Genomic DNA, 22,176 nt, shown 5'->3' with positions numbered 1-22,176 from the left:
GAAACGCGCGTGAAAGGCATCATCCTCGCCGGCGGCAGCGGCACCAGGCTTCACCCGATGACCATGGTGACGTCGAAGCAGCTCCTGCCGATCTACGACAAGCCGATGATCTACTATCCGCTGTCGACGCTGATGCTCGCCGGCATCCGGGAGATCCTGATCATCGCGACCCCCGAGGACGCGCCGCGCTTCGAGGCGCTGTTCGGCACCGGCGAACGCTGGGGGCTGAAGCTCTCCTATGCCGTACAGCCGAAGCCGGAAGGGCTGGCGCAGGCCTACCAGATCGGCGCCGACTTCGTCGCCGGCGGCCCTTCCGCCCTGATCCTCGGCGACAACCTCTACTACGGCGACGGGCTGACCGAGGTGCTGCGCCGCGCCGCCGCGCGCCGGCAGGGCGCCACCGTCTTCGCCTATCGCGTCAGCGATCCCGAGCGCTATGGCGTCGTCTCGTTCGATGCCGCCGGCAAGGCGCTCTCGATCGAGGAGAAGCCGAAGATGCCGCGCTCGCACTGGGCGGTGACCGGCCTCTATTTCTACGACGAACAGGTGGTCGAGATCGCCCGGCGGCTGCAGCCATCGGCCCGCGGCGAGCTCGAGATCACCGATGTCAACCTCGCCTATCTCGAGCGCGGCGCGCTCAATGTCGAACGGCTCGGGCGCGGCTACGCCTGGCTCGACACAGGCACCCCGGATTCGCTGGTCGAGGCCTCGGAATTCGTGCGCACGCTGGAGCGCCGCCAGGGCTTCCGCATCGCCTGCCCGGAGGAGATCGCCTTCGAGAATGGCTGGATCGACCGCGAGCAATTGCGCGCGCTCGGCCAGGCGCTGGCGAAGAGCGGCTACGGGCAATATCTGCTCGGCCTGGCCGGGCGCGACCAGTCGGGCTGAACCACTCACCCACCCGCCCCCTCATCCTGAGGAGCGCTCAGAAGGAACGCGTCTCGAAGGATGCTGAAGGAGGTTCGGACACCGCTGGTCCATCCTTCGAGACGCCGCTGCGCGGCTCCTCAATGAGGGCCGAGGGAAGCAAACCGATTGTAGTCGGACACTTCCCCTCCCGATGCAGAGCGCTCATGCTGCATCGACTGTGGCCGAACGTGAAAAGCCGGTCGAAATTGCCGCAGCGCCACACCGGCAACAGGCTCGGAAGTTGAGGACAATATGAACGCCCCTGCCGCCGAGACCGCCTCCTCGCGCCACCCGGAACTCGAGAGCCTGACCGCCGCTCTGCGCGAGTTGCTCGGCCCGCGCTGCTCGACCTCGGAATCCGAGCGCGAGCATCACGGCCATGGCGAATCCTATCACCCGACCAAGGCGCCCGATGTCGTCTGTTATGCCCAGACCACACAAGAGGTCAGCCGCATCCTTGCCCTCTGCCATCAAGCGAAGGTGCCGGTCATTCCTTTCGGCGCCGGCACCTCACTGGAGGGCCATGTCGCCGCGCTGCATGGCGGCGTCTGCCTCGACCTTTCGCGCATGCAGCGCATCGTCGCGGTCAACACCGAGGATCTCGACTGCGTCATCGAGCCGGGGGTGACCCGCAAGCAGCTCAACGAGCATTTGCGCGACACAGGCCTGTTCTTTCCGGTCGATCCCGGCGCCGATGCGACGCTCGGCGGCATGACGGCGACGCGCGCGTCGGGCACCAATGCCGTGCGCTACGGCACGATGAAGGACAATGTCCTGGCGCTCACCGTGGTGCTCGCCGACGGTACCGTGCTGAAGACCGGCGGGCGCGCCCGCAAATCCTCGGCCGGCTACGATCTGACGCGGCTCTTCGTCGGCTCGGAGGGCACGCTCGGCGTGATCACCGAGATCACCCTGAAGCTCTACGGCATCCCCGAGGCGAGCTCGGTCGCGGTCTGCTCCTTCCCGGATGTCGGCGCCGCCGTATCCTGCGCCATCGAGACCATCCAGAGCGGCATCCAGGTCGCCCGCGTCGAGCTGCTCGACGAGACCTGCATGCGCGCCATCAACCTGCATAACGGGCTGAGCTATCCCGAGACCGCGACGCTGTTCATCGAATTCCACGGCACGCAGGCCGGCGTCGAGCAGCAATCGACGGCGATGCACGCCATCGCCGAAGGCCATGGCGGCAGCGGCTGGCGCCATGCCGCCAGCGCCGAGGAACGGACCAAGCTCTGGCAGGCCCGCCACAATCTCCACTACGCCCTGCTCGCTCTGCGCCCCGGCGCCAGCAGCTGGGGCACAGATGCCTGCGTGCCGATCTCCGAGCTCGCCACCTGCATCACCGAGATGAGGGCGCATACCAAGGACGCGCCCTTCCCGGTGCCGGCGCTCGGCCATGTCGGCGACGGTAATTTCCATATGGGCTTCCTGATCAGGATGGATTCACCCGCGGAGATCGCCGAGGCCGAGCGGTTCAACGCCCTGCTGGTCAACCGCGCCATCGATCTCGGCGGCACCTGCACCGGCGAACACGGCGTCGGCTATGGCAAGTCGAAATTCCTGCGCCGGGAATATGGCGACGAGGCGGTCGCGGTGATGCGCCGGATCAAGCAGAGCCTCGACCCCGACAACATCCTCAACCCCGGCAAGATCCTGCCGGCCGCGTCGCCGTGAGACCGCCAAAGTCCGACAGCCGAGCCCCGGCAGACATGACCCGGCAGACATGACGCGACCATGAAGGAGCCTCCAGCGACACCGGGCTGGGTCAGCGCCCTCACGGCGATGATCGTCGTGCAGATGGCAACCGCCTTCCTGACGCGGGTGACGCCGACCATCGCGCCAGCCATGTCGGCGGAGCTCGGCTGGTCCGACGCCGTGATCGGCTATCTCTCGAGCATCAGCACGGTCGGCTCGATCGCCTTTCTGGTGATGGGCGCGCCGATCATGAGGCGCTTCGGCTCGATCCGCGCCCTGCAGCTCGGCCTCGCCCTCGGCATTTTCGGGCTCTGCTTCCTGCTGCCGCCCTTGCTGCCGGTGGCAATGGCAGGGGCCTTCCTGATCGGGCTCGGCTATGGCCCATCCTCGCCGGCTGGCAGCGACGTCCTCCACCGCATCGCCCCGCCCCGGCATCGCAGCCTGATCTTCTCGCTGAAGCAGGCCGGGGTTCCGGCCGGCGGCATCGTCGCCGGCCTCGCTTTGCCGCCGCTGGTCACCGCCTATGGCTGGCGCGCCTCGCTGCTGTTCTCGGCCGCACTGGTGGTGGCCGTCATCCTGGTCGTGCAGCCGATGCGCCGCCGTCTCGATGCCGGACGCGATCTGGGGCAGTCACTGGCGCCGCGCGCCTTCTTCTCGCTCGGCAATGTGCTGGAACCGCTGCGGGCGCTGCGTGGCTCGACCTCGGTGATGCGGATCGCCGCTGTCGGCGCCTGCCTCGCCCTCGGCCAGGGCATCTGGTTCGCCTATCTCATCACCTTCGCGGTGTCCGAGCTCGGCTACGACCTGCGCGCCGCCGGCCTCGCCTTCGCCGTTATGCAAGCGACCGGGGTGTTCGGCCGCGTGCTGCTCGGCTGGATCGCCGACCGGATGCGCGACGCGACGCGCCTGCTCGCCATCGTCTGCCTCGCTTCCGGCGCAACCTCGCTCCTGCTGATGCTGGCGACACCCGCCTGGCCGTCCTGGCTGCTCTATGCGCTGGCGGCGGTAGCCGGCATCACGGTCTCCAGCTGGAACGGCGTGCAGATCGCCGAGATCGCCCGGCGCTCGCCGAGCGGGCTGATCCGCGAAGCGGCCTCGGGCGCGACCATCGTCGTCTTCCTCGGCTATGTCGTGGGTCCCTCGTCCTTCGCGCTGCTCGTCGCCGCGACCGGCCGCTTCGACCTCGGCTTCCTCGTCTGCGCCGCAGCCGGGCTCGCCGGCTTCCTGCTGCTGGCGACCAAGCGAGGCGCCTGACACGTCTCCGAGTGCGCGGCTGCATGACAAGCCACCGATGGGCTGCGAGATCGCCGCGCGTCCGTACGGACCCGGTTATGGCGATCTATCTTTTTGTTATCGCATCGGAGTTTTCCGAAAAGTGGATTCCACTTTTCGGTCCAATGCTATAAGCCCGCGCCATGCGTGAAGGCCTCCTCCCCTCGACGGTCACGACCGTTCTCGAACTCTCGACCAGCGGCGAGCAGGCGCGCGCCCTGACCGAACTGCTCGGCGAGATCTTCGACCCGACGGAGACCGCGATCTCCGCCTTCGAGGTCGAGAGCGGCGTCACCACCCTGTCGCTGAACGAGCCCTGGAAGGTCGAGATCTACTTCTCGAGCCATCCGGATGAAGAAGCAGTGCGCGACCTGCTGCGACCGATCGTCGGCACGGTCATCGACGGCACCCCGTTCACCACGGTCAGCCAGCAGGACTGGGTCGCCAACAGCCTCGAGGGGCTGAAGCCGGTACGCGCTGGCCGCGTCCTGGTCCACGGCGCCCATGACCGCGACACCGTGCGCATCAACGATGTCGCGATCGAGATCGAGGCCGCGCTCGCCTTCGGCACCGGCCATCACGGCACCACCTCGGGCTGCCTGCTCGCTCTCGATGCCGAATTGAGGAAGCGGCGCCCGCGAAACGCCATCGATGTCGGTACCGGCACCGGCATCCTGGCGCTCGCGCTGGCCAAGCAGATCAAGCGCAAGGTCGTCGCCGGCGATATCGACGCCGTCGCCGTCGAGGTCGCGGCGCGCAATGCACGTCTCAACAATGCCCCGCAGGCGCTCGACCTTTATGTCGCGCCCGGGCTGCGCCATGCCAAGGCGAACCGGTCCCGGCGCTTCGATCTGGTCTTCGCCAACATCCTGGCCGGGCCGCTGCGCAAGCTCGCGCCCTCGATCGCCGCGGTTCTTTCCGATGACGGCGTCGTCATCCTCTCGGGCCTGCTCGAAATGGATGTCGCCGGCGTGGTTTCGGCCTATCGCCACCAGGGCATCGCCCTCGCCCGGCGCTCCTCGCGCGAGGGCTGGGCGACACTGGTCATGAAAAGAGGCGGCGCAGCCGCCAGGCCACGCCGCCTCCGTTAGGCCGTCTGCTTCGAGCGCTGTCGCGCTCAGAAGTCGATATGGCCGTACTTCTCTTCCGCCTGTGCCTGCATGACACGCGCATCGTGCCAGACGGCGGCCGCGAACTTGGCGGCATCGGCAATGCTCTCGTAAACGTACTTGATCACAGCGATCATGGTCTTTCTCCTCGATCAGGGCGCGGCGCGTATCGCAGCCTGCGCGCCAGGATTCAGCGGGCGGAACTTCAGCGGTTGAACGGCAGCTCTGCGTCGTTCTGCAGCGAAGCTTTCGGATAGCCGCCAAGGATCAGCTCGGACTCGCGGGCGAGGTACGAATAGGCGCGCAGCTCGCGCATCGCCGAGCGGCGGCGGCTTTCGATCATGGCGGCGTAGAGGCGCTGCCAGAAGCTCGGGCCGGTGGCCTTCTTGGTTACCTCGGTGCGCGTGGCTACCGGCAGGTCCGTGGTGGTGTTCAGCACATAGGTCATAGGGTCCATCTCCTCAGCAAAACGAAGGACAGTCCCGGTCGCTTCCTCGTTCTCTTATGACAGCAAGATGGGCCCTCTTCGCACTTGCGAGAAGATATGTTCGCATATGCACAACATGCAAAAAGCGCATAACAAAATCTGGGAGCCGTTAATCATTGCAAAATATTGCATAACAAACCGACAGAGCGCCCAATCGGAAGTCAGCCGGAGCCTGCCGCATGGGCGCGGCGAAAATGCCGGATTTGCACTGGCTTTTGACTGGCCGGCACGCCAGCATGGCCGGATATCGCAGCTTCCGGACCCGACATGACCGCCTCGATCCCCGCCAAGGCCTCCGCTCCCCATTTCCAGTCCTTTTCCGAGCCGAGCGATCCCTCGCAGGTCGCGCCCCGGGTCGCGGCCCTGCGTGCGGCCCTCGCGCGCCAGGGGCTGGCGGGCTTCGTCGTGCCGCGCGCCGACGAACACCAAGGCGAATACGTTCCTGCCCATATGGCGCGCCTCGCCTGGCTCAGCGGCTTCACCGGCTCGGCCGGCAATGTGGTAGTTCTGGCCGACAAGGCGGCGCTGATCGTCGATGGCCGCTACACCATCCAGTCCGCCGAGCAGACCGACACCGCCGTGATCACCCCGGTCAGGATGGAGGAGACGCCGCTCGACAAATGGGTCGCGGCGAACCTGCCTGCCGGCGGCAGGCTCGGCTACGATCCCTGGCTGCACACGGTCGACGGCGTCGCGAAACTGGAAAAGGCGGTGGCGGCCGCCGGCGGCGAGCTCGTCGCGGTGACACCGAATCCGATCGATGCACTCTGGAGCGACCGCCCTGCCCCGCCCTCGGCGCCGGTGAAGGCTCACCCCGCCGCTTATGCCGGCGAGAGCGCCGCGAGCAAGCTCGCCCGAATCCAGGAGGCGCTCGGCAAGGACAAGGTCGATGCGCTCGTCCTCTCGGATCCGCACGCGCTGGCCTGGACCTTCAACATCCGCGGCGGCGATGTCGAGCACACGCCGCTGCCGCTCGGCTACGCCATCGTGCCGCGCGAGGGCCGGCCGACCGTTTTCCTTTCGCCGGAGAAGATCACCAACGAGGCCGGCGACGCCATCGGCGCGCTCGGCGAGATCGCTCCACCCCAGGCGCTGGAGGAGCAGCTCAAGGCGCTCGGCGCGGGCAAGGCCAAGGTCCGCCTCGATGCGGCGACGGCCGCGGCGGCGCTTGCGACTCTGATCCGCGAGGCCGGCGGCACGCCGGAAGCCGGTGCCGATCCGGTCGCGCTGATGAAGGCCCGCAAGAACGAGGCGGAACTCGACGGCGCCCGCGCGGCGCATCTGCGCGACGGCGCCGCCATGGCCCGCTTCCTCTCCTGGCTGGCGCGCGAGGCGCCGAAGGGCGGCCTCACCGAGATCGACGCGGTCGCGGCGCTGGAGGCCGAGCGCCGCGGCACCGGCCTGCTCAAGGACGTCTCCTTCACCACCATCGCCGGCGCGGGACCGAACGCCGCCCTGCCGCATTATCGCGTCACCGATTCGAGCAACCGGGCGATCGAGCCCGGCATCTTCCTGGTCGATTCGGGGGGCCAATACGAGGACGGCACCACCGATATCACCCGCACCATGGCGGTCGGCGAGCCCAGCCCGGAAATGCGCGACCGCTACACCCGCGTGCTCAAGGGCCATGTCGCGATCTCGCGCGCGGTCTTCGTCAAAGGTACTTCGGGTGCGCAGCTCGACGCGCTCGCACGCCTGCCGCTCTGGCAGGCCGGGCTCGATTTCGACCATGGCACCGGCCATGGCGTCGGCAGCTATCTCTCGGTCCACGAAGGCCCGCAGCGCCTCTCCAAGCTCGGCACCACGCCGCTCGAGCCCGGCATGATCCTCTCGAACGAGCCGGGCTACTACAAGGAAGGCGCCTACGGCATCCGGATCGAGAACCTGATCGTGGTCGAGGAGCGCTCAATTCCTGGCGGCGACCGCACCATCTACGGCTTCGAGACGATCACCTGGTGCCCCTATGAGCGCGCTTTGATTGAGCCGGCGCTGCTCGACGCAGGCGAGCGCGCCTGGATCGACGCCTATCACGGCGAGGTCTGGGCGAGGATCGGCCCGCTGGTCGAAGGCGAGACGAAGGCCTGGCTGGAGCAGGCCTGCCGGCCGCTCTGACGGCCTGCCTCAGAACAACGCCCTTAAGCCCACCACGGTCGCGACGCCCACGGCGACGACGCCGAGCAGCGGCAGCCGCGTCGCCGCGAGGCCCGAGACCAGCGCCGCCACCGTCTCGATCCAGCCGGTCGCCAGCGCGCTCGGCGCGATCACCGCGATCAGCACGGCCGGCGGAATCGCGTCGAAAGCGGCCTGCGCCCGCGGCGTCAGGTTCAGCCGGCCGACCAGGGCGAGCCCGGCGATGCGGGTGAGATAGGTCACCAGCGCCATGCCGAGAAAGGCGGCGAGATTGATCGGGTCGAGGCTCATTCGGCCGGGCTTTCGAGGGGTTGTGCAGCGCTTTCGCTGCCGGCGGCGATCCAGGCGGCAGCAAGGCCGCTGAGCGCGCCAGCCAACACATGCCAGGGCGGACCGGCGAAGCGATAGGCCAGCGCCGAGGCGATGCCGGCCGAAGCCACCGTCCAGGCTGTCACCCGCCCCTTCCAGAAGGCGGCGACCAGCGCGATGAACAGCGCGGTGAAGGCGAAATCGGCGCCATAGCGCTTGGGGTCGCCGAGCGCGGCGCCGATGATCGCACCGGCGGTCGAGGTCAGCAGCCACAGGCAGACGAAGGGGATCGCCATCGCGAACCAGTAGACCGGCGTGATCGGGTGGCTGCGCGCCCGCTTCTCGGCCAGCGCCCAGTTCTCGTCGGCCATGTAGTAGAGCCCGATGAAGGTCTGCGTCCGCGAGAAGCCGGAGAGTTTTGGCGCCAGCGACGCGCTCATCAGGATATGGCGGGCATTGATCAGCGCCGTCGAGAACACCAGCGCCAGGATCGGCGCCGGGCTCGCCCAGAGCTCGACCGCGGCGAACTGGGCGCCCCCGGCGAAGACCAGCGCGCTCATCGCGAAGACCTCGAGCGGCGACAGGCCCTTGCCGGCCGCGAGCGCGCCGAACAGGAAGCCGATCGGCACCGCGGCCAGCGCCGCCGGCCAGATATCGCTGAGCCCTGCGCGGGCTTCATCGGTCCAGGACATTGCTTTGGAATCCGTTCAGGCGAGATGGGCGGCGCGGAAAGCGCCCGGCGTCACGCCGAGCCGCGCCTTGAAGGCGCGCGTCAGATGGGCCTGGTCGCAGAAGCCGGTGGCGGCGGCAACCGCTCCCGGCGCATCGCCGCGGCGCAGGCGCTCGCGGGCGCGCCGGACGCGGATGTCGACGAGATAGGCATGCGGCGTCAGCCCGGTCTCGCGGCGGAAGGCACGGATCAGGTGATGGCGCGTCAGGCCCGAGCGTCTCGCCAGCTCGGCCAGCGAGAGGTCTTCGTCATAACGCTGCTCCAGCATCTCCCGCGCCTGCGCGATCGGCCCGCTCTCCCGCCCGACCCCGCGCACCGTCAGATCGGCATGACGGGCGAGGCACCAGCCATAGGCGCGCAGCAGCCCTTCCTCGCCGGCGAGCGCGTCGCCGCCTTCTTCCAGCACGCGGTGAGCGGCGCCGAAGAGCGCCGCCCCTTCCGGGTCCCACACGGTCGGCTCGGGAAAGAACGGCGTGCCGATATCGTTGCGGCCGGTCAGCGAGGCCGCGACCTCGCGCATCAGCTCGACCGTCGGATAGCTCATCCGGTAGCGATAGCCGCCCTCGCTGGGAGAGCCGTCATGGACGTCGAGCGGCTGATTGAAGACGATGTCGCCAGGGCCGGCATAGAGCTTGCGGCCGCGCGCATGCCAGATCTCGCAGCCGATCTCGATCGTGCCGATCGCATAGGTGTCGTGGACATGCGGGGCATAGGCGTGGGTGCGGAAAGTCGCCGACAGGAACTCCAGCCCGTCGAAGCGACGCGCCGTGAACAGATGCGCCCGCTCCCCCGCCTGGAGCGGGCTCTGTTCCAGCGCCTCGCCCTGTGTGATCAGATCCATGCCGCAAGATAGAGCGTATGCCGGCTTCCGTGTCTTGAAGAAAAGTGATGGCGACGATCACGCGAGCGTCGCCATCCTCGCTTTGCCTCGCCGGTTGTTCAGGGACGCGGCGGCTCCTTGCCCGCGACGAGCACCAGCACCGCACCGGCGAGCGTCGCGGCCGCCATGTAGCCGATCGGCCCCCAGCCGCCGACATGGTCGACCAGCAGTCCGCCGAGGACGGCGCCGCTCGCGATCGCGACCAGGAAGGCGGCGGTCAGAAGCCCACTCGCCGCTTCGGCATGGTCGGCCGCCGTGCGCACCATCCAGCTCTGGAAGCCGACCGGCGCGAAGCCGAAGGCGAAGCCCCAGAGAGCCACCGCGATGCCCGCGACAATGGGCGAAGATCCGAACAGGAGCATGGCCAGCGCCAGGACAGCCGTCGCCAGCGCGAAGGAGACGATGGCAAGCTTGACGCCCCGCGCCACGACCGCCCCGCCCGCGAAATTGCCGATGACGTTGCCGAAGCCATAGCCGAGCAGGACGAAGGTGATCGCCGTGACGCCGAGCTGTGGAACCTGTTCGAGGAACGGCCGGATATAGGTGAAGCCGGTGAACTGACCCGAGATCGTCACCAGGACGGAGATCAGCATCAGGCGCACGCTCGGCCGCGCGAGCAGCACCGCCAGCGTCTCCAGCCGCGGCACCGTCTGCGACGGCAGCCGCGGCATGGTCGTCAGCAGCGCCAGCAGCGCGACGCCGGCAAGTCCGGCAGAAAGCACGAACACCATCCGCCAGCCGAGCAGCGCGTCGAGATAGGCCCCGAGCGGCCCTGCCCCGATGAAGGCTGCCGAGACGCCGGCCGAAATGATCGCCAGCGCCCGCGGCACGGACCTTGCCGGCACGAGCCGCAGCGACAGCGCCGGAGCCATCGACCAGAATCCACCGAGGCTGAGGCCGAGCAGAAAGCGCGCCGCCAGCAGCATCGCATAGCCATTGGCCAAGGCGGTGGTCAGGCTGGACAGCGCTAAAAGGAACATCAGCGCCCACAGGACGAGGCGCCGGTCGAAACGGCTGGTGACGATCGGCGTGAAGATCGCGGCGACGACGCCGACCAGCGAGGTCACCGTGACGGTCTGCCCGGCTGCGCCGACGCTGATCGACAGATCGGCCGCAATCGAGGTCAGGACGCTGGCCGGCAGGAACTCGGCGCTGACCAGGGCGAAGACGCCCATGCCGAGCGCGAAGACCGCGGGCCAGGCAGCAATGCTGCGTTCATCGGGCGCGATGCCGACGAGTTGGGGATCGGCTGTGGCTGACAAGGAATCCGACATGGGTCGCTCCGGAAAGATCGGACACCGGAGTTAGGCGTGACGACCTGGAGCTTCCATGTTAGGAAATCCACAATGCTTGACCATTCGTCCAGAACCCTATCGGCCGATCCGTTGACCGAGATGCTGCGCGGCTTGCGGCTCGAAGGTGTCGACTACGCCCGCTATCAGATGACCACCCCCTGGTGCCTGCTGTTTCCCGCACAGGCCGCTGCGCGCTTCCATTTCATGGCCGAGCATGGCTGCTGGCTGCGCACGCCCGAGGGCGACTGGGTCAGGCTCGAGCAGGGTGATGCCGTGCTGATGCCCCGCGGCGCTGAGCATGTGCTCGCCAGCGCGCCCGACGCCTCGGCGACGCCGCTCGGACACTGCACCTTCCGGCCATGCTGCGGCGAGATCGCCGAGGCGCGGGGCGGCGGCGCCGAAGCAAGCGCCGACAGCGAAGCGACACTGTTCTTCAGCGCCAGCCTCTGCTTCAACGTCGACGCCCAGCACCCGATGCTCAGGATGATGCCGGAGCTGATGTGGGTGCACGAAATGGCGGTGCACGAGCCGGCCATTCCGCCGCTCCTGACCACCATGGCCTGCGAGCTCACGCTCGAGCGGGTCGGCGCCGGCGGCATCCTGACGCGCCTTGCCGATGTCGTCGCCGCGGCGCTGATCCGCTCCTGGGTCGAGCGCGGCTGCGGCAGCGCCACCGGCTGGGTCGCTGCCGCCCGCGATCCCGATATCGGGCGCGTCCTCGCCGCGATCCATCTCAATCCGAGCGAGGACTGGACGGTCGATGCGCTGGCCAAAGTGATGCACGCCTCGCGCTCGGCCTTCGCCGAGCGTTTCGCTGTTATCGTTGGCGAGACGCCGGGCCGTTATGTCGCCCAGGTCAGGATGCATCAGGCGAGGCAATGGCTGGTGCGCGACCGAATGAAGATCGCGGTGGTCGCCCGCCGTCTCGGCTATGATTCGGAAGCCTCGTTCAGCCGCGCCTTCAAGCGGGTCATCGGCAAGCCGCCGAGCCATTTCCGCCATGCCGAGCCGCCGATCCCCGCGACGCGGCCGATCGAAGCCTCCCCTGCCGGAGGGTTGCCCGTCATTGCGAAGAGCGAAGCGACAGAGCAGTCCAGGGAAGCATAGAGCACTGCCGCTCCTGGATCGCTTCGCTTACGCTCGCAATGACGGACATGATCCGAAGGGCCGCGAACGAGTACCGACGACCATGAGCATTCGCCAGCAGCTGATCGATCGCTTCTTCCGCTATCTCTCCGTCGCGAGCCAGAGCGACGCCAAGGCGGTGACGCTGCCGAGCACGCCGGGCCAGCAGCGCCTCGCCGAGCTGCTCACCGGCGAATTGCGCACGCTCGGCCTCGAAGACGTCGTCCTCGACCGGCACGCCACCGTCACGGCGCGAAAGCCCGGTACCATAGCCGATGCGCCGAAGATCGGCTTCATCGCCCATCTCGACACCTTCGATGCCGGGCTCTCGCCCGAGATCCGGCCGCAGATCCTGCGCTTCGAAGGCGAGGACCTCTGCCTCAACCGCGAGCAGGACATCCGGCTGCGCGTCGCCGAGCACCCGCAATTGCGCGACTGGGTCGGTGCCGACATCGTCGTCGGCGACGGCACCAGCGTGCTCGGCGCCGACAACAAGGCGGCGATCGCGGTGATCATGACTCTGCTCGCCAATCTTGGCCCGCAGGACGCCCATGGCGACATCCTCGTCGCCTTCGTGCCCGACGAGGAGATCGGCCTGCGCGGCGCCAAGGCGCTCGACCTGTCGCGTTTCGCCTGCGACTTCGCCTATACGATCGACAGCTGCGAGCTCGGCGAGGTCGTGATCGAGAATTTCAACGCCGCCGCCGCCGAGATCACCCTCACCGGCGTCAGCGCCCATCCGATGTCGGCCAAGGGCGTGCTGGTGAACCCCGTGCTGATGGCGCAGGACTTCATCGCCCGTTTCGACCGGGAGGAGACGCCGGAGAACACCGAAGGCCGCGAGGGCTATGTCTGGTTCAACAGCATCACCGCCAATCCGAGCGAGGCGAAGCTGGGCGCGCTGATCCGCGACTTCGACAAGGAGGGCTTCGCGGCACGCAAGCGCCGGATCGGCACGGTCGCGGCCGAGATCGCCGCACTCTATCCGACCGGCCGCGTCGAGTGCCTGATCACCGACACCTATGGCAACATCCATGACAGCCTCGGGCAGGACGAGCGCCCGGTCGCGCTGCTGTTTTCCGCGCTGGAGGCGTTACAGATCCGGAAGAAGCAGATCCCGATGCGCGGCGGCACCGATGGCGCCGCGCTCTCGACGCGCGGCCTGCCGACGCCGAACTTCTTCACCGGCGCCTATAATTTCCACTCGCGCTACGAATTTCTGCCGGTCCCGGCCTTCGAGAAGTCCTACGAGGTCGCGCGGATGATCTGCTCGCTGGCGGCGGGGCGCGGTTAGGCGGCATTTCCCGTCATGGTCGGGCTTGTCCCGATCATCCACGTCTTCATTCGGGCAGCGCGGTGTTCAAGACGTGGATGCTCGCCACGAGGGCGAGCATGACGGCCGCTTTACCCTCCCACCAGCTCGAACCAGCCGGCCTCGTCGATCACCTTGACCCCGTGCTTGGCGGCATCCTTGAGCTTCGAGCCGGCGCCCGGCCCCGCCACCAGCAAATTCGTCTTCGAGGAGACCGAGCCGGCGACCTTGGCGCCGAGCCGTTCGGCCATCGCCTTGGCCTCGTCGCGGGTCATCCGCTCCAGCGCCCCGGTGAAGACGACGATCTGGCCGGCGACCGGGCTCGAGGAGGCGACCTCTTCCAGCGGCTGCGGCGCGACCTGCGTCAGGAGCCGCGCCAGCATCTCCTGATTATGGGCTTCGGCGAAGAATTGCAGCAGCGCCTCGACCACGGTCGGGCCGACGCCGTCGATCGCGTCGAGTGCCGCGCGCTCCTCGCTTTCGGGGGCCTCGGCGGCGAGGCAGGCGGCCTGCAGGGCTTCGAAGGAACCGTAATTTCGCGCCAGAAGCCGCGCATTGGTCTCGCCGATATGGCGGATGCCGAGCCCGAAGATGAAGCGGTTGAGCGGTGGCTTGCGCCGGTCCTCGATCGCCTCGAACAGCTTCTTCGTGCTGGTCGTGCCGAAGCCTTCCTTGTCCTTGAGCTTCTTCAGGTTCGCCTGATCGCGTTGCGCCAGCGTGAAGATATCGGCCGGTTCCTTCACTGGCAGATCGGGATCGGCGTGGAAGAACTCGATCTGCTTGTCGCCGAGCCCGTCGATGTCGAGCGCGTCGCGCGAGACGAAATGCTTGAGACGCTCGACCGCCTGCGCCGCGCAGATCAGCCCGCCGGTGCAGCGGCGCACCGCATCCTCCTTGCCCGAGCGCGGATTATGCTCGCGCACCGCATCCGAGCCGCAGACCGGGCAGCTCGTCGGAAACTCATAAGGCTTCGCATCGGCCGGACGCTTCGAAAGATCGACCGCCTCGACACGCGGGATCACGTCGCCAGCCCGCTTCACCGTGACGGTGTCGCCGATGCGGATATCGCTGCCGCCGCGGATCGTCTCGCCCTTCGAATCGAAGCCGCGGATGTAGTCCTCGTTGTGCAGCGTCGCATTGGTGACCACGACGCCGCCGACCGTGACCGGCTTCAGCCGCGCCACCGGCGAAAGCGCCCCGGTCCGGCCGACCTGGATGTCGATGGCTTCCAGCACCGTGGTCGCGAGTTCGGCCGGAAACTTGTGCGCGATCGCCCAGCGCGGCGCGCGCGCGACGAAGCCGAGCCGCGCCTGCAGTGCCAGTTCGTCGACCTTGTAGACCACGCCGTCGATATCGTAGCCGAGCGTCGCCCGCTGCGCCTCGATCAGCCGGTAATGCGCCAGCAACTCGTCCACGCTCTCGCAGCGGACCATCAACGGATTGGTGCGAAATCCCCAGCGCGCGAAGGTCCCGACCATGCCGAGCTGGGTCTCCGCCGGCAGGACCGGCATCTCGCCCCAGGCATAGGCGAAGAAGCGCAAGGGGCGCGAGGCGGTGATCGAGACATCGAGCTGGCGAAGAGAGCCGGCGGCGGCATTGCGCGGATTGGCGAACTCCCGTTCCTCCTTCTCGCGCTGGCGCTGGTTGATCGCGGCGAAGTCGGCATGGCCGAGATAGACCTCGCCGCGCACCTCCGCGACTTCCGGAACGTCGTTGCCCTTCAACCGCTGCGGAATCTCGACGATCGTGCGGGCGTTCGCCGTGACGTCCTCGCCCTCCTCGCCATCGCCACGCGTCGCAGCGCTGACGAGCTCGCCCTTCTCATAGCGCAGGGAGAGCGAAAGCCCGTCGATCTTGGGCTCGGCGGTGAAGGCGATCGGCTGGTCGTCCTTTCGGCCTAGGAAGCTGCGCACCCGCGTGACGAAATCGCCGACGTCCTCGTCGGAGAAGGCATTGCCGAGCGAGAGCATCGGCACGCGATGGCGGATCTTGGCGAACTTGCCTGACGGTCTGGCACCGACCTTGTCCGAGAGCGCCTCGGCACCCTTCAGCTCGGGAAAGGCACCTTCCAGCGCATCGAGCCGCCGGCGCTTCTCGTCATAGACGGCGTCGTCCAGGATCGGGGCATCGTCCTGGAAATAGGCGCGATCGGCCGCGGCGATCTCGGCGGCGAGCAGCTTGTGCTCGGCACGCGCCGCTTCGGGCGTCAGGTCTTCGACGGGGGTGGGAACATTGGCAGCCATGGCGCTGTTCTAGAGCAGGGGCCATCCCCTGCGAAGCTCCCCTTGTCACGTTTCCGCTCGTCGATTTGTGACAGGAGCCCACCGGGTGTAAGCTTGCCGCGCTGACAATTGGATGCTCGACGCCTCAAGGCTCTCGAACCAGGGATTACGTCAGGGCCACCGAGGCGAACCGGGCTGGAACCGGAATGATCGCCATGGCCGATATCAACAGCACCCACCCGCACCCCAATATGAGTTCCATGCACGCCACCGGGCCCGCCGAGGCTTTGCCCGTCCGTGCCCTGACGCTCGGCGACATCGGCGACGCGTTGCGGCGCGGCTATACCGACTTCATGGCACAGCCAAGCCATCTGCTCTTCCTCGCCCTGATCTATCCGGTGGCCGGCATCGTCATCGCCCGGCTGACGGTGAGCTACAACATCTTCCCGCTGCTCTTCCCGCTGCTCGGCGGCTTCGCCCTGCTCGGGCCCTTCGCCGCGGTCGGTCTCTATGAAATCAGCCGCCGCCGCGAGCTCCACATCAACTCGTCCTGGCTACATGCCTTCGCCGTGCTGAAATCCCCGGCGATCCGGCCGATCGCGACGCTCGGCGGCCTGCTGACCGGACTGTTCATCGCCTGGCTGCTCAGCGCCTGGCTGCTCTATCGCTGGCTGATGGGCAGCGTGCCGCTGACCTCGGCCGAGAGCTTCCTGGTGCCGCTCTTCACCACCGTGAACGGCTGGACGCTGATCATCGTCGGCAATGCGCTCGGCCTGCTCTTCGCCATCACCGCCTTCTCGCTGACCGTCGTCTCCTTCCCGCTGATGCTGGACCGGCATGTCGACATCGGCACCGCCGTGCGGACTTCGATCGCTGCGGTCGAGGCGAGCCCGCGCGCGATGATGTGCTGGGGCCTGACGATCACCGCGCTGCTGGTGCTCGGCACCTTGCCGGTGCTGGTCGGGCTGATGGTGGTGATGCCGATCCTCGGCCATGCGAGCTGGCACATCTACCGCAAGGTCGTGCCGCGCTAGCGTCGTCCCCGAGCGCGCAGGCAATCGGGAAGGATCGGAACCCGGTCCTTCGAGAGCGTGCGCCGGGGCGACGGCCGCCTCTTATTTGCAAAAAGGTTCGGCGGCCGACGCTCAGCCGGTCATCGCCGCGGCGAACCGGTCACGGGGTCGATCTTGACCTCGACCTTCGAGCCGTCGGTCTTGAAGTACTCGATCTCCCAGTAGCCGTTGCTGTCCCAATCCACCTCCTTGATGCTCGCAAAACCGCTGACGGCCTCGATGCCGGCGACGATCTGGGACAGGGGCTTGGCGTTCGAAGGAGGGGCGGCGACGGCCGGACCGACCGCGAGAGCAAAGGCGAGCAGCGCGCCCGCGGCCATGGATTGAGTTCGCATCGACATCTCCTGCGCCAAGGACAGCGGAGCGACCAACGAGCGGCCACTCCGCCACGAACTTCGAGCCATCGGGTGACGAAAGCACGGCGACAAATTGCATCAGGCGAGGCGCGCTCGCTCTACGGGCGGGGAACAATGGCGCGCGAAAGCGCGTTCTCTAACGGCTGCGGCAGGCACGCCGCAGCCTGATGCCGCGCCGGAGCGGCTTGACGCAACCAACGGGGGGTTCCGCCATGAACAACATCATCTACATCGTCGGTCTTGTCGTCGTCGTCCTCGCGATCCTGTCCTTCCTCGGCCTGCGCTGAGCACCGGACCGAAAGTGGAATCCGCTTCCTGCGGCCTCTAGATCGCCCGCGCGCGTCCGATAGGACGCTCGGCGATCTGGAGACTGGGAAGGACTAGGACGAAACGGCTCAACGATCGTCGCGACGCGGCTTCTTGCCCGCGAACGGCTTTTTCGCGCCGAAGGGCTTCTTGTCGGCGAAGGGCTTCTTCTCGCCAAACGCCTTCTTGGCTCCGAACGGCTTCGCGCCGCCGAAATCCCGCTCGCCATGCTTCGGCTTGCCGGCGAACGGCTTGCCGCCGCGCGGGAACTCCGCCGCATCGGCCGGCGGCTCGCGATCGCGACTGACCGGATCGTAGGTTTCGCGAGTATTCTCCCGGCCGAACGGCTTGCCCTTGCCTTCATAAGGCTTGCGGAAGCCGCGCTCAGCCGGCGCATCGTCACGCCGCTGCGCCTTGCCGTGGTGCGCCTTCTCGGCGAAAGGCTTTGCCGGCCGGCGCTCTTCCTCGCCCGTGACCAGCTCGATCACGACCCTGTCGCGGTCGGGAGCGCTCGTCAGCGAGGCGAAACGCTCCGCGACATCAGCATCGATCTCGACCTTGGTCTCCTTGTCGAAGATCCGGATCGCGCCGACCTCGTCGCGGGTGATCTTGCCGCGCCGGCACAGCATCGGCAGCAGCTGGCGCGGATCGGCGCCGTCCTTGCGGCCGACATTGAGGCGGAACCAGACCGTGTCGCCACGCGGCCCGGCCTTGCGCGGAGCATCCGGGTCGGCATTGTCGAAACGCGGCCCGGCGCGGTCGCGCGGCCTAGCATAGTCCTCGGGCGCACGCAGCGCGCGCCCGGCCTCGCGGCCGAAACCGGGGTCGCCGACTTCCTCGGTCGCCGGCAGGCGCGAGCGATAGACCCTGACCAGCGCCGCGGCGAGCTCATTGGCCGAACGCCCGGCGAGCAGCGCCTCGATCATCCCGGCATCGTCCTCGCCCGGCTCGCCGGAGAGCAGCGGATCCTGCAGCAGGCGCTCCTGGTCGAGCGCGCGGATCTCGTCCTGGCTCGGCGGGCCGCCCCAGAGAGCCTGCACCCCGGCGGCGCCGAGCAGCATCTCGGCCTTGCGACGGCGCGAAGGCGGCACCAGCAGCACGCTCGTGCCTTTGCGCCCGGCGCGCCCCGTGCGGCCGCTGCGGTGCTGCATCACCTCGGGATCGTTCGGCAGCTCGGCATGGATCACCAGGGTCAGCCCCGGCAGGTCGATGCCGCGCGCCGCGACGTCGGTCGCGACGCAGACGCGGGCACGCCCATCGCGCAGCGCCTGCAGCGCCGAGTTGCGTTCGCTCTGGCCGAGTTCGCCCGAAAGCGAGACCGCCGCGAAACCGCGCTCGAGCAATGCGGCCTCGAGATGGCGCACCGCATTGCGGGTGTTGCAGAACACCAGCGCGCAGGCAGCGTCATGGAAGCGCAGCAGGTTGACGACCGCGAGCTCGGCCTCCTTCGGATAGACCCGGACCGCCTTGTATTCGATGTCGGCATGGCCACGATCGGCTCCGGCGACCTCGATGCGCAGAGCGTCGCGCTGATAGCTCTTGGCGAGCGCGATGATCGCCTTGGGCAGCGTCGCCGAGAACAGCAGGCTGCGCCGGTCCTCGGGAGCGGTCTTCAGGATGAATTCGAGATCATCGCGGAAGCCGAGATCGAGCATCTCGTCGGCCTCGTCGAGCACGACCGCGCGCAGCTCGGAGACGTCGAGCCGCCCCCGCTCGATATGATCGCGCAGGCGGCCGGGCGTGCCGACCACGATATGAGCACCCTCGTCGAGCAAGGCGGCCTCGCGGCGCGGATCCATGCCGCCGACGCAGGAGATCACGCGGGCATTGGCCTGCTGGTAGAGCCAGTTCAGCTCACGCTGGACCTGGAGCGCCAGCTCGCGCGTCGGCGCGATGATCAGTGCCAGCGGCTTGCCGGCGCGGCCGAGCGTCTCGGCGCCCTCAAGCAGCGTCTCGCCGATGGCGAGCCCATAGGCCACGGTCTTGCCCGAGCCGGTCTGCGAGGAGACGAGCAGGTCGCGCCCGGCCGCCGCGGCTTCGAGAACCGCGTTCTGGACCGGCGTCGGCTCGCTGTAATTGCGTTCGGCGAGCGCACGCGCGAGCGGCGCACTCGTGGAGATGAAGGACATCGATGTCAGGCCTTAGATTGCAGCTGGCGGGTGGGCAGCACGCAGAACGAGGGGCGGCGCCGGACGCGGCACCGCGATATTGCGCTGCACATAGAGGAAATCGCGGGAAAAGGGAATGCAGCATCGGCTCATCCCGTATGCGGCCGCGGAGACCGGCCATGCCGACAGCGCCGCTGTCGGCGGCGAGAGCCACGTGATCTAAGCAGAATGCATCGGAGGGGGCCAGTGAACATGAGCGAGACTTGGCGGCGTTTCGGCCCCTATGACGTGCTCATCCTAGACGATGGCGTCTTCGAGGCGCCGCTCGATGTCCTGATCCATGCGGGAGGCGAAGCCGCTCGCGACGGAGCCGTGACGCGCTGGGCCAAGCCGAAGGTCCGCATCCCCGTCAACTGCTTCGCCCTGAAGGGCGCCGACGGCATCACGCTGATCGATGCCGGCGCCGGCCCTTCCTGGGGCGAGGCGATGGGTCATGCGCCCGCCGCCATGGCCAAGGCAGGCATCGTTCCCGAACAGGTCGAGCGTGTCCTGATCACGCATCTTCACGGCGACCACACGCTCGGCCTGTTCGACGGCGAACGCGCCCGTTTTCCGAAAGCCGAGATCATCGTGCCCGAGGCGGATTTCGTCTTCTTCGGAGACGAAGGCTATCGCGCGCAGACACCACAGAACCGGCAGGGAGGCTTTGCAATCACCGCAGCGGTGAAGAGGCACTATGGCGGCCGCATCCATTCCGTCCCGGCAGGCAGCGTGCGGCCCGGCATCACGCTGATCCCTCTCCCCGGCCACACCGCCGGCCATAGCGGCTATCTGATCGAGGGCGAGGAGAGCCTGCTGCTCTGGGGCGATGCGCTGCATCTCTCCGATCTGCAGGCCAGCGATCCAGATATCGGCTTCATCTACGACTTCGACGCCGCCACTGCCCGTGCCTCCCGCGGCGCGATCCTCGCACGCGCCGCGCGCGAAGCCTGGATCGTCTCAGGCGGTCATATCGAAGGTTTCAGGCGTGTCGTCGAAAAGAAGCCCGGATACGACTTGGTCCCGGCCTGAAGACCTCAGCCGCGTATCCCGGCAGCGGCGAGCAGCCTTGCCGCCGCCGCCCTCGCCTCCTCGGTGATCGACGCCCCGGCGAGCATGCGGGCGATTTCCTCGCGGCGCGTCTCCACTTCCAGCGGCGTGACGCGGGTGACCGTGCGCTCCTTGGCGTCCTTGCCCGCCTGCGCCGATTTGGCGATCAGGAAATGTCGTCCCGCCTTGGCCGCGACCTGCGGCGCATGCGTCACCGAGACCACCTGCACCCGGGCCGCCAGCCGCGCCAGCCTTTCGCCGATCGCATCGGCGACGGCGCCACCGACACCCGTATCGATCTCGTCGAAGACCAGGGTCGGCGCCGAGCCGCGCTCGGCCAGCACGACCTTCAGCGCCAGCATGAAGCGCGAGAGCTCGCCGCCGGAGGCGAGCTTCATCATCGGGCCCGGCCGCGTGCCGGGATTGGTCTCGACCCAGAACTCGACGCGGTCGAAACCTTCCGGCCCGCGCGCTTCGGGATCGCTGTCGATCTGGGTGATGAAGCGGGCGCGCTCCAGCTTCAGCGGCGGCAGCTCGATCTTGACGGCTGCATCAAGTGCGGAGGCGGCACGAACCCGACCGGCAGACAACGCGGTCGCCCCGGCGATATAGGCGGCTTCCGCTTCGGCCAGTTCCGCCTCGAGCCGCTTCAGCGAGCCCTCGCTCTCGTCGAGGGCGGCAAGATCGGCGGCCATGGTCTCGGCCAGCGCCGGCAAGGCATCGACCGGCACGTCGAACTTCCGCGCCGCGGCGCGCAGGGCGAACAAGCGCTCTTCGACCCGTTCGAGCACGCGCGGATCATATTCGGCCGCGCGCATCGCCACCGCGAGCGCCTCGCCCGCCTCCTCCAGCGCCACGATCGCGGTGTTCAGCGCCGCGGTCGAGGGATCGATCAGGCCCGGCGCCTGCACGGCGCGGCGCTCGAGCCGGCGCAGCACGCCGGACAGGCCCGGAACCGGCGAGGCGCCACCGCCGACCGCCTCATAAGCCTCGGCGATATCGCGCGCGACCTTCTCGGCCTGCATCATGCCCTGCCGCTGAGCCGCCAGAGCCTCCTCCTCACCCGGCTCTGGCGCGAGCTTGCCGAGCTCGGCGACGGCGTGGCGCAGGAAATCCGCTTCCTTGCGCGCGGTCTCGACCCGCATGCGCTGACTCTGCAAGGCCTGGCGGGCACGCTTCAGCACGTCGCTGGCCTGCGCGACCTCGCCGGCCTGCCGCGTCAGCTCGCCGAAACCGTCGAGGATCGATCGGTGCTGGGCCGGGTCGGTCAGCGCCCGGTCGTCATGCTGGCCATGGATCTCGACCAATGCCGCGCCGACCATGCGCAGGATCTGGACGCTGACCGGCTGGTCATTGATGAAAGCCCGGGTCCGCCCGTCGGCATATTGCACACGGCGCAGGATCAGATCGCCATCGGTGTCGATCTCCTGCGCCTGCGCCAGCGCCCGCGCGGGATGACTGAGCGGCAGATCGAAGACGGCACTGACCTGGCCCTGCGTCTCGCCATGGCGGACGAGGCCGCCATCGCCGCGCCCGCCGAGGGCGAGCGAGAAACCGTCGAGCAGGATCGATTTGCCAGCGCCGGTCTCGCCGGTGAGCACGCTGAGCCCGTCATGAAAGGCCAGATCGAGCCGGTCGATCAGAACGATGTCGCGGATCGAGAGCTGGGCGAGCATGATGCGGACTCAGCCGGTGCGCAGATGCGGGGCGCGGCCGCCGGAAGCGGACCGTAGCGAAAGCCGGGCCGACGGGGCGTGCACGGCAAGGCC

Annotated in this window: 19 protein-coding genes; 9 read left to right on the top strand and 10 right to left on the bottom strand. The window is 68.1% G+C overall.

Annotated features, from left to right (window positions below; genetic code table 11):
* The first annotated feature begins 9 nt into the window (after positions 1 to 9).
* The 4 genes from rfbA to ACWGRX_RS12130 all read left to right on the top strand — a co-directional run bounded on the left by rfbA (position 10) and on the right by ACWGRX_RS12130 (position 4,967).
* Entirely contained in the window at positions 10 to 888 is an 879-nt protein-coding gene (rfbA, locus tag ACWGRX_RS12145) for a glucose-1-phosphate thymidylyltransferase RfbA (RefSeq protein ID WP_452117743.1), read from the top strand.
* Positions 889 to 1,161: 273 nt separating this feature from the next.
* Positions 1,162 to 2,583 carry an FAD-binding oxidoreductase gene (locus tag ACWGRX_RS12140; RefSeq protein WP_452117742.1) on the top strand — a complete coding sequence of 474 codons (1,422 nt, stop codon included), beginning with the start codon at positions 1,162 to 1,164 and terminating at the stop codon, positions 2,581 to 2,583.
* 60 nt (positions 2,584 to 2,643) lie between these two features.
* Entirely contained in the window at positions 2,644 to 3,858 is a 1,215-nt protein-coding gene (locus ACWGRX_RS12135; RefSeq protein ID WP_452117741.1) for an MFS transporter, read from the top strand.
* A gap of 161 nt (positions 3,859 to 4,019) precedes the next feature.
* Positions 4,020 to 4,967 carry a 50S ribosomal protein L11 methyltransferase gene (locus tag ACWGRX_RS12130; protein ID WP_452117740.1) on the top strand — a complete coding sequence of 316 codons (948 nt, stop codon included), beginning with the start codon at positions 4,020 to 4,022 and terminating at the stop codon, positions 4,965 to 4,967.
* A gap of 26 nt (positions 4,968 to 4,993) precedes the next feature.
* Here ACWGRX_RS12130 and ACWGRX_RS12125 read toward each other — a convergent pair whose 3' ends face one another.
* Together ACWGRX_RS12125 and ACWGRX_RS12120 are read right to left on the bottom strand one after the other, a co-directional pair.
* Positions 4,994 to 5,122, bottom strand: a complete 129-nt coding sequence (locus ACWGRX_RS12125; RefSeq protein ID WP_291636837.1) for a hypothetical protein — start codon at positions 5,120 to 5,122, stop codon at positions 4,994 to 4,996.
* A 68-nt stretch (positions 5,123 to 5,190) separates the two neighbouring features.
* Positions 5,191 to 5,433, bottom strand: coding sequence for a hypothetical protein (locus ACWGRX_RS12120; protein ID WP_452117739.1), 243 nt, complete (start codon positions 5,431 to 5,433; stop codon positions 5,191 to 5,193).
* Positions 5,434 to 5,739: 306 nt separating this feature from the next.
* On the opposite strand from ACWGRX_RS12120, the gene ACWGRX_RS12115 reads away from it, so the two are divergent.
* Positions 5,740 to 7,584 carry an aminopeptidase P family protein gene (locus ACWGRX_RS12115; protein ID WP_452117738.1) on the top strand — a complete coding sequence of 615 codons (1,845 nt, stop codon included), beginning with the start codon at positions 5,740 to 5,742 and terminating at the stop codon, positions 7,582 to 7,584.
* A gap of 9 nt (positions 7,585 to 7,593) precedes the next feature.
* On the opposite strand, the gene ACWGRX_RS12110 is transcribed toward ACWGRX_RS12115, so the two are convergent.
* The 4 genes from ACWGRX_RS12110 to ACWGRX_RS12095 all read right to left on the bottom strand — a co-directional run bounded on the left by ACWGRX_RS12110 (position 7,594) and on the right by ACWGRX_RS12095 (position 10,795).
* Positions 7,594 to 7,893 carry an AzlD family protein gene (locus ACWGRX_RS12110; protein WP_066471812.1) on the bottom strand — a complete coding sequence of 100 codons (300 nt, stop codon included), beginning with the start codon at positions 7,891 to 7,893 and terminating at the stop codon, positions 7,594 to 7,596.
* Positions 7,890 to 8,603, bottom strand: coding sequence for an AzlC family ABC transporter permease (locus tag ACWGRX_RS12105; protein WP_452117737.1), 714 nt, complete (start codon positions 8,601 to 8,603; stop codon positions 7,890 to 7,892). Before ACWGRX_RS12105 ends, ACWGRX_RS12110 begins: the two co-directional genes overlap by 4 nt.
* A gap of 15 nt (positions 8,604 to 8,618) precedes the next feature.
* Positions 8,619 to 9,482, bottom strand: a complete 864-nt coding sequence (locus tag ACWGRX_RS12100) for an AraC family ligand binding domain-containing protein (protein WP_452117736.1) — start codon at positions 9,480 to 9,482, stop codon at positions 8,619 to 8,621.
* Between the two features lie 98 nt (positions 9,483 to 9,580).
* Positions 9,581 to 10,795 (bottom strand): MFS transporter, encoded by a 1,215-nt coding sequence (locus ACWGRX_RS12095; RefSeq protein WP_452117735.1) that lies wholly within the window; start codon positions 10,793 to 10,795, stop codon positions 9,581 to 9,583.
* A gap of 72 nt (positions 10,796 to 10,867) precedes the next feature.
* Here ACWGRX_RS12095 and ACWGRX_RS12090 point away from each other — a divergent pair, with 72 nt between their 5' ends.
* Positions 10,868 to 11,923 (top strand): AraC family transcriptional regulator, encoded by a 1,056-nt coding sequence (locus ACWGRX_RS12090; RefSeq protein ID WP_452117734.1) that lies wholly within the window; start codon positions 10,868 to 10,870, stop codon positions 11,921 to 11,923.
* A gap of 82 nt (positions 11,924 to 12,005) precedes the next feature.
* A complete protein-coding gene (gene pepT / locus ACWGRX_RS12085) occupies positions 12,006 to 13,235 on the top strand; it encodes a peptidase T (protein WP_452117733.1) in 1,230 nt (409 codons plus the stop codon).
* A 110-nt stretch (positions 13,236 to 13,345) separates the two neighbouring features.
* On the opposite strand, the gene ligA is transcribed toward pepT, so the two are convergent.
* Positions 13,346 to 15,496: an NAD-dependent DNA ligase LigA gene (gene ligA, locus ACWGRX_RS12080; RefSeq protein WP_452117732.1), complete on the bottom strand. Its 2,151-nt coding sequence runs from the start codon at positions 15,494 to 15,496 to the stop codon at positions 13,346 to 13,348.
* A gap of 194 nt (positions 15,497 to 15,690) precedes the next feature.
* On the opposite strand from ligA, the gene ACWGRX_RS12075 reads away from it, so the two are divergent.
* Positions 15,691 to 16,509 carry a DUF2189 domain-containing protein gene (locus ACWGRX_RS12075; protein ID WP_452117731.1) on the top strand — a complete coding sequence of 273 codons (819 nt, stop codon included), beginning with the start codon at positions 15,691 to 15,693 and terminating at the stop codon, positions 16,507 to 16,509.
* Positions 16,510 to 16,628: 119 nt separating this feature from the next.
* On the opposite strand, the gene ACWGRX_RS12070 is transcribed toward ACWGRX_RS12075, so the two are convergent.
* Together ACWGRX_RS12070 and ACWGRX_RS12065 are read right to left on the bottom strand one after the other, a co-directional pair.
* Complete coding sequence (locus ACWGRX_RS12070; protein WP_291636819.1) at positions 16,629 to 16,883, bottom strand: PepSY domain-containing protein; 255 nt, start codon at positions 16,881 to 16,883, stop codon at positions 16,629 to 16,631.
* Between the two features lie 416 nt (positions 16,884 to 17,299).
* Positions 17,300 to 19,339, bottom strand: a complete 2,040-nt coding sequence (locus tag ACWGRX_RS12065; protein ID WP_452117730.1) for a DEAD/DEAH box helicase — start codon at positions 19,337 to 19,339, stop codon at positions 17,300 to 17,302.
* A 231-nt stretch (positions 19,340 to 19,570) separates the two neighbouring features.
* Here ACWGRX_RS12065 and aidB point away from each other — a divergent pair, with 231 nt between their 5' ends.
* On the top strand, positions 19,571 to 20,389 hold the full coding sequence (gene aidB, locus ACWGRX_RS12060; RefSeq protein ID WP_452117729.1) for an AidB family quorum-quenching N-acyl homoserine lactonase: 819 nt from the start codon (positions 19,571 to 19,573) through the stop codon (positions 20,387 to 20,389).
* Positions 20,390 to 20,394: 5 nt separating this feature from the next.
* Here the strand turns inward: aidB and recN are convergent, their stop codons facing one another.
* Positions 20,395 to 22,083, bottom strand: coding sequence for a DNA repair protein RecN (gene recN, locus ACWGRX_RS12055; RefSeq protein WP_452117728.1), 1,689 nt, complete (start codon positions 22,081 to 22,083; stop codon positions 20,395 to 20,397).
* Positions 22,084 to 22,176: the final 93 nt, after the last annotated feature.

It is taken from the genome of Allobosea sp. NPDC055594 (genome assembly GCF_053618995.1).
Note: the sequence above shows the minus strand (reverse complement) of the source record. Positions and strands in the feature narration are given on the sequence as shown.

Coding starts and splice junctions, on each gene's coding strand:
- recN (WP_452117728.1), bottom strand. CDS start 22,083: ATGCTCGCCCAGCTCTCGATCCGCGACATCGTTCTGATCGACCGGCTC.
- ACWGRX_RS12095 (WP_452117735.1), bottom strand. CDS start 10,795: ATGTCGGATTCCTTGTCAGCCACAGCCGATCCCCAACTCGTCGGCATC.
- ACWGRX_RS12105 (WP_452117737.1), bottom strand. CDS start 8,603: ATGTCCTGGACCGATGAAGCCCGCGCAGGGCTCAGCGATATCTGGCCG.
- ACWGRX_RS12125 (WP_291636837.1), bottom strand. CDS start 5,122: ATGATCGCTGTGATCAAGTACGTTTACGAGAGCATTGCCGATGCCGCC.
- ACWGRX_RS12070 (WP_291636819.1), bottom strand. CDS start 16,883: ATGCGAACTCAATCCATGGCCGCGGGCGCGCTGCTCGCCTTTGCTCTC.
- ACWGRX_RS12140 (WP_452117742.1), top strand. CDS start 1,162: ATGAACGCCCCTGCCGCCGAGACCGCCTCCTCGCGCCACCCGGAACTC.
- pepT (WP_452117733.1), top strand. CDS start 12,006: ATGAGCATTCGCCAGCAGCTGATCGATCGCTTCTTCCGCTATCTCTCC.
- ACWGRX_RS12090 (WP_452117734.1), top strand. CDS start 10,868: ATGCTTGACCATTCGTCCAGAACCCTATCGGCCGATCCGTTGACCGAG.
- ACWGRX_RS12135 (WP_452117741.1), top strand. CDS start 2,644: ATGAAGGAGCCTCCAGCGACACCGGGCTGGGTCAGCGCCCTCACGGCG.
- ACWGRX_RS12120 (WP_452117739.1), bottom strand. CDS start 5,433: ATGACCTATGTGCTGAACACCACCACGGACCTGCCGGTAGCCACGCGC.
- aidB (WP_452117729.1), top strand. CDS start 19,571: ATGAGCGAGACTTGGCGGCGTTTCGGCCCCTATGACGTGCTCATCCTA.
- ACWGRX_RS12075 (WP_452117731.1), top strand. CDS start 15,691: ATGGCCGATATCAACAGCACCCACCCGCACCCCAATATGAGTTCCATG.
- ACWGRX_RS12100 (WP_452117736.1), bottom strand. CDS start 9,482: ATGGATCTGATCACACAGGGCGAGGCGCTGGAACAGAGCCCGCTCCAG.
- ACWGRX_RS12065 (WP_452117730.1), bottom strand. CDS start 19,339: ATGTCCTTCATCTCCACGAGTGCGCCGCTCGCGCGTGCGCTCGCCGAA.
- ACWGRX_RS12110 (WP_066471812.1), bottom strand. CDS start 7,893: ATGAGCCTCGACCCGATCAATCTCGCCGCCTTTCTCGGCATGGCGCTG.
- ACWGRX_RS12130 (WP_452117740.1), top strand. CDS start 4,020: ATGCGTGAAGGCCTCCTCCCCTCGACGGTCACGACCGTTCTCGAACTC.
- ligA (WP_452117732.1), bottom strand. CDS start 15,496: ATGGCTGCCAATGTTCCCACCCCCGTCGAAGACCTGACGCCCGAAGCG.
- ACWGRX_RS12115 (WP_452117738.1), top strand. CDS start 5,740: ATGACCGCCTCGATCCCCGCCAAGGCCTCCGCTCCCCATTTCCAGTCC.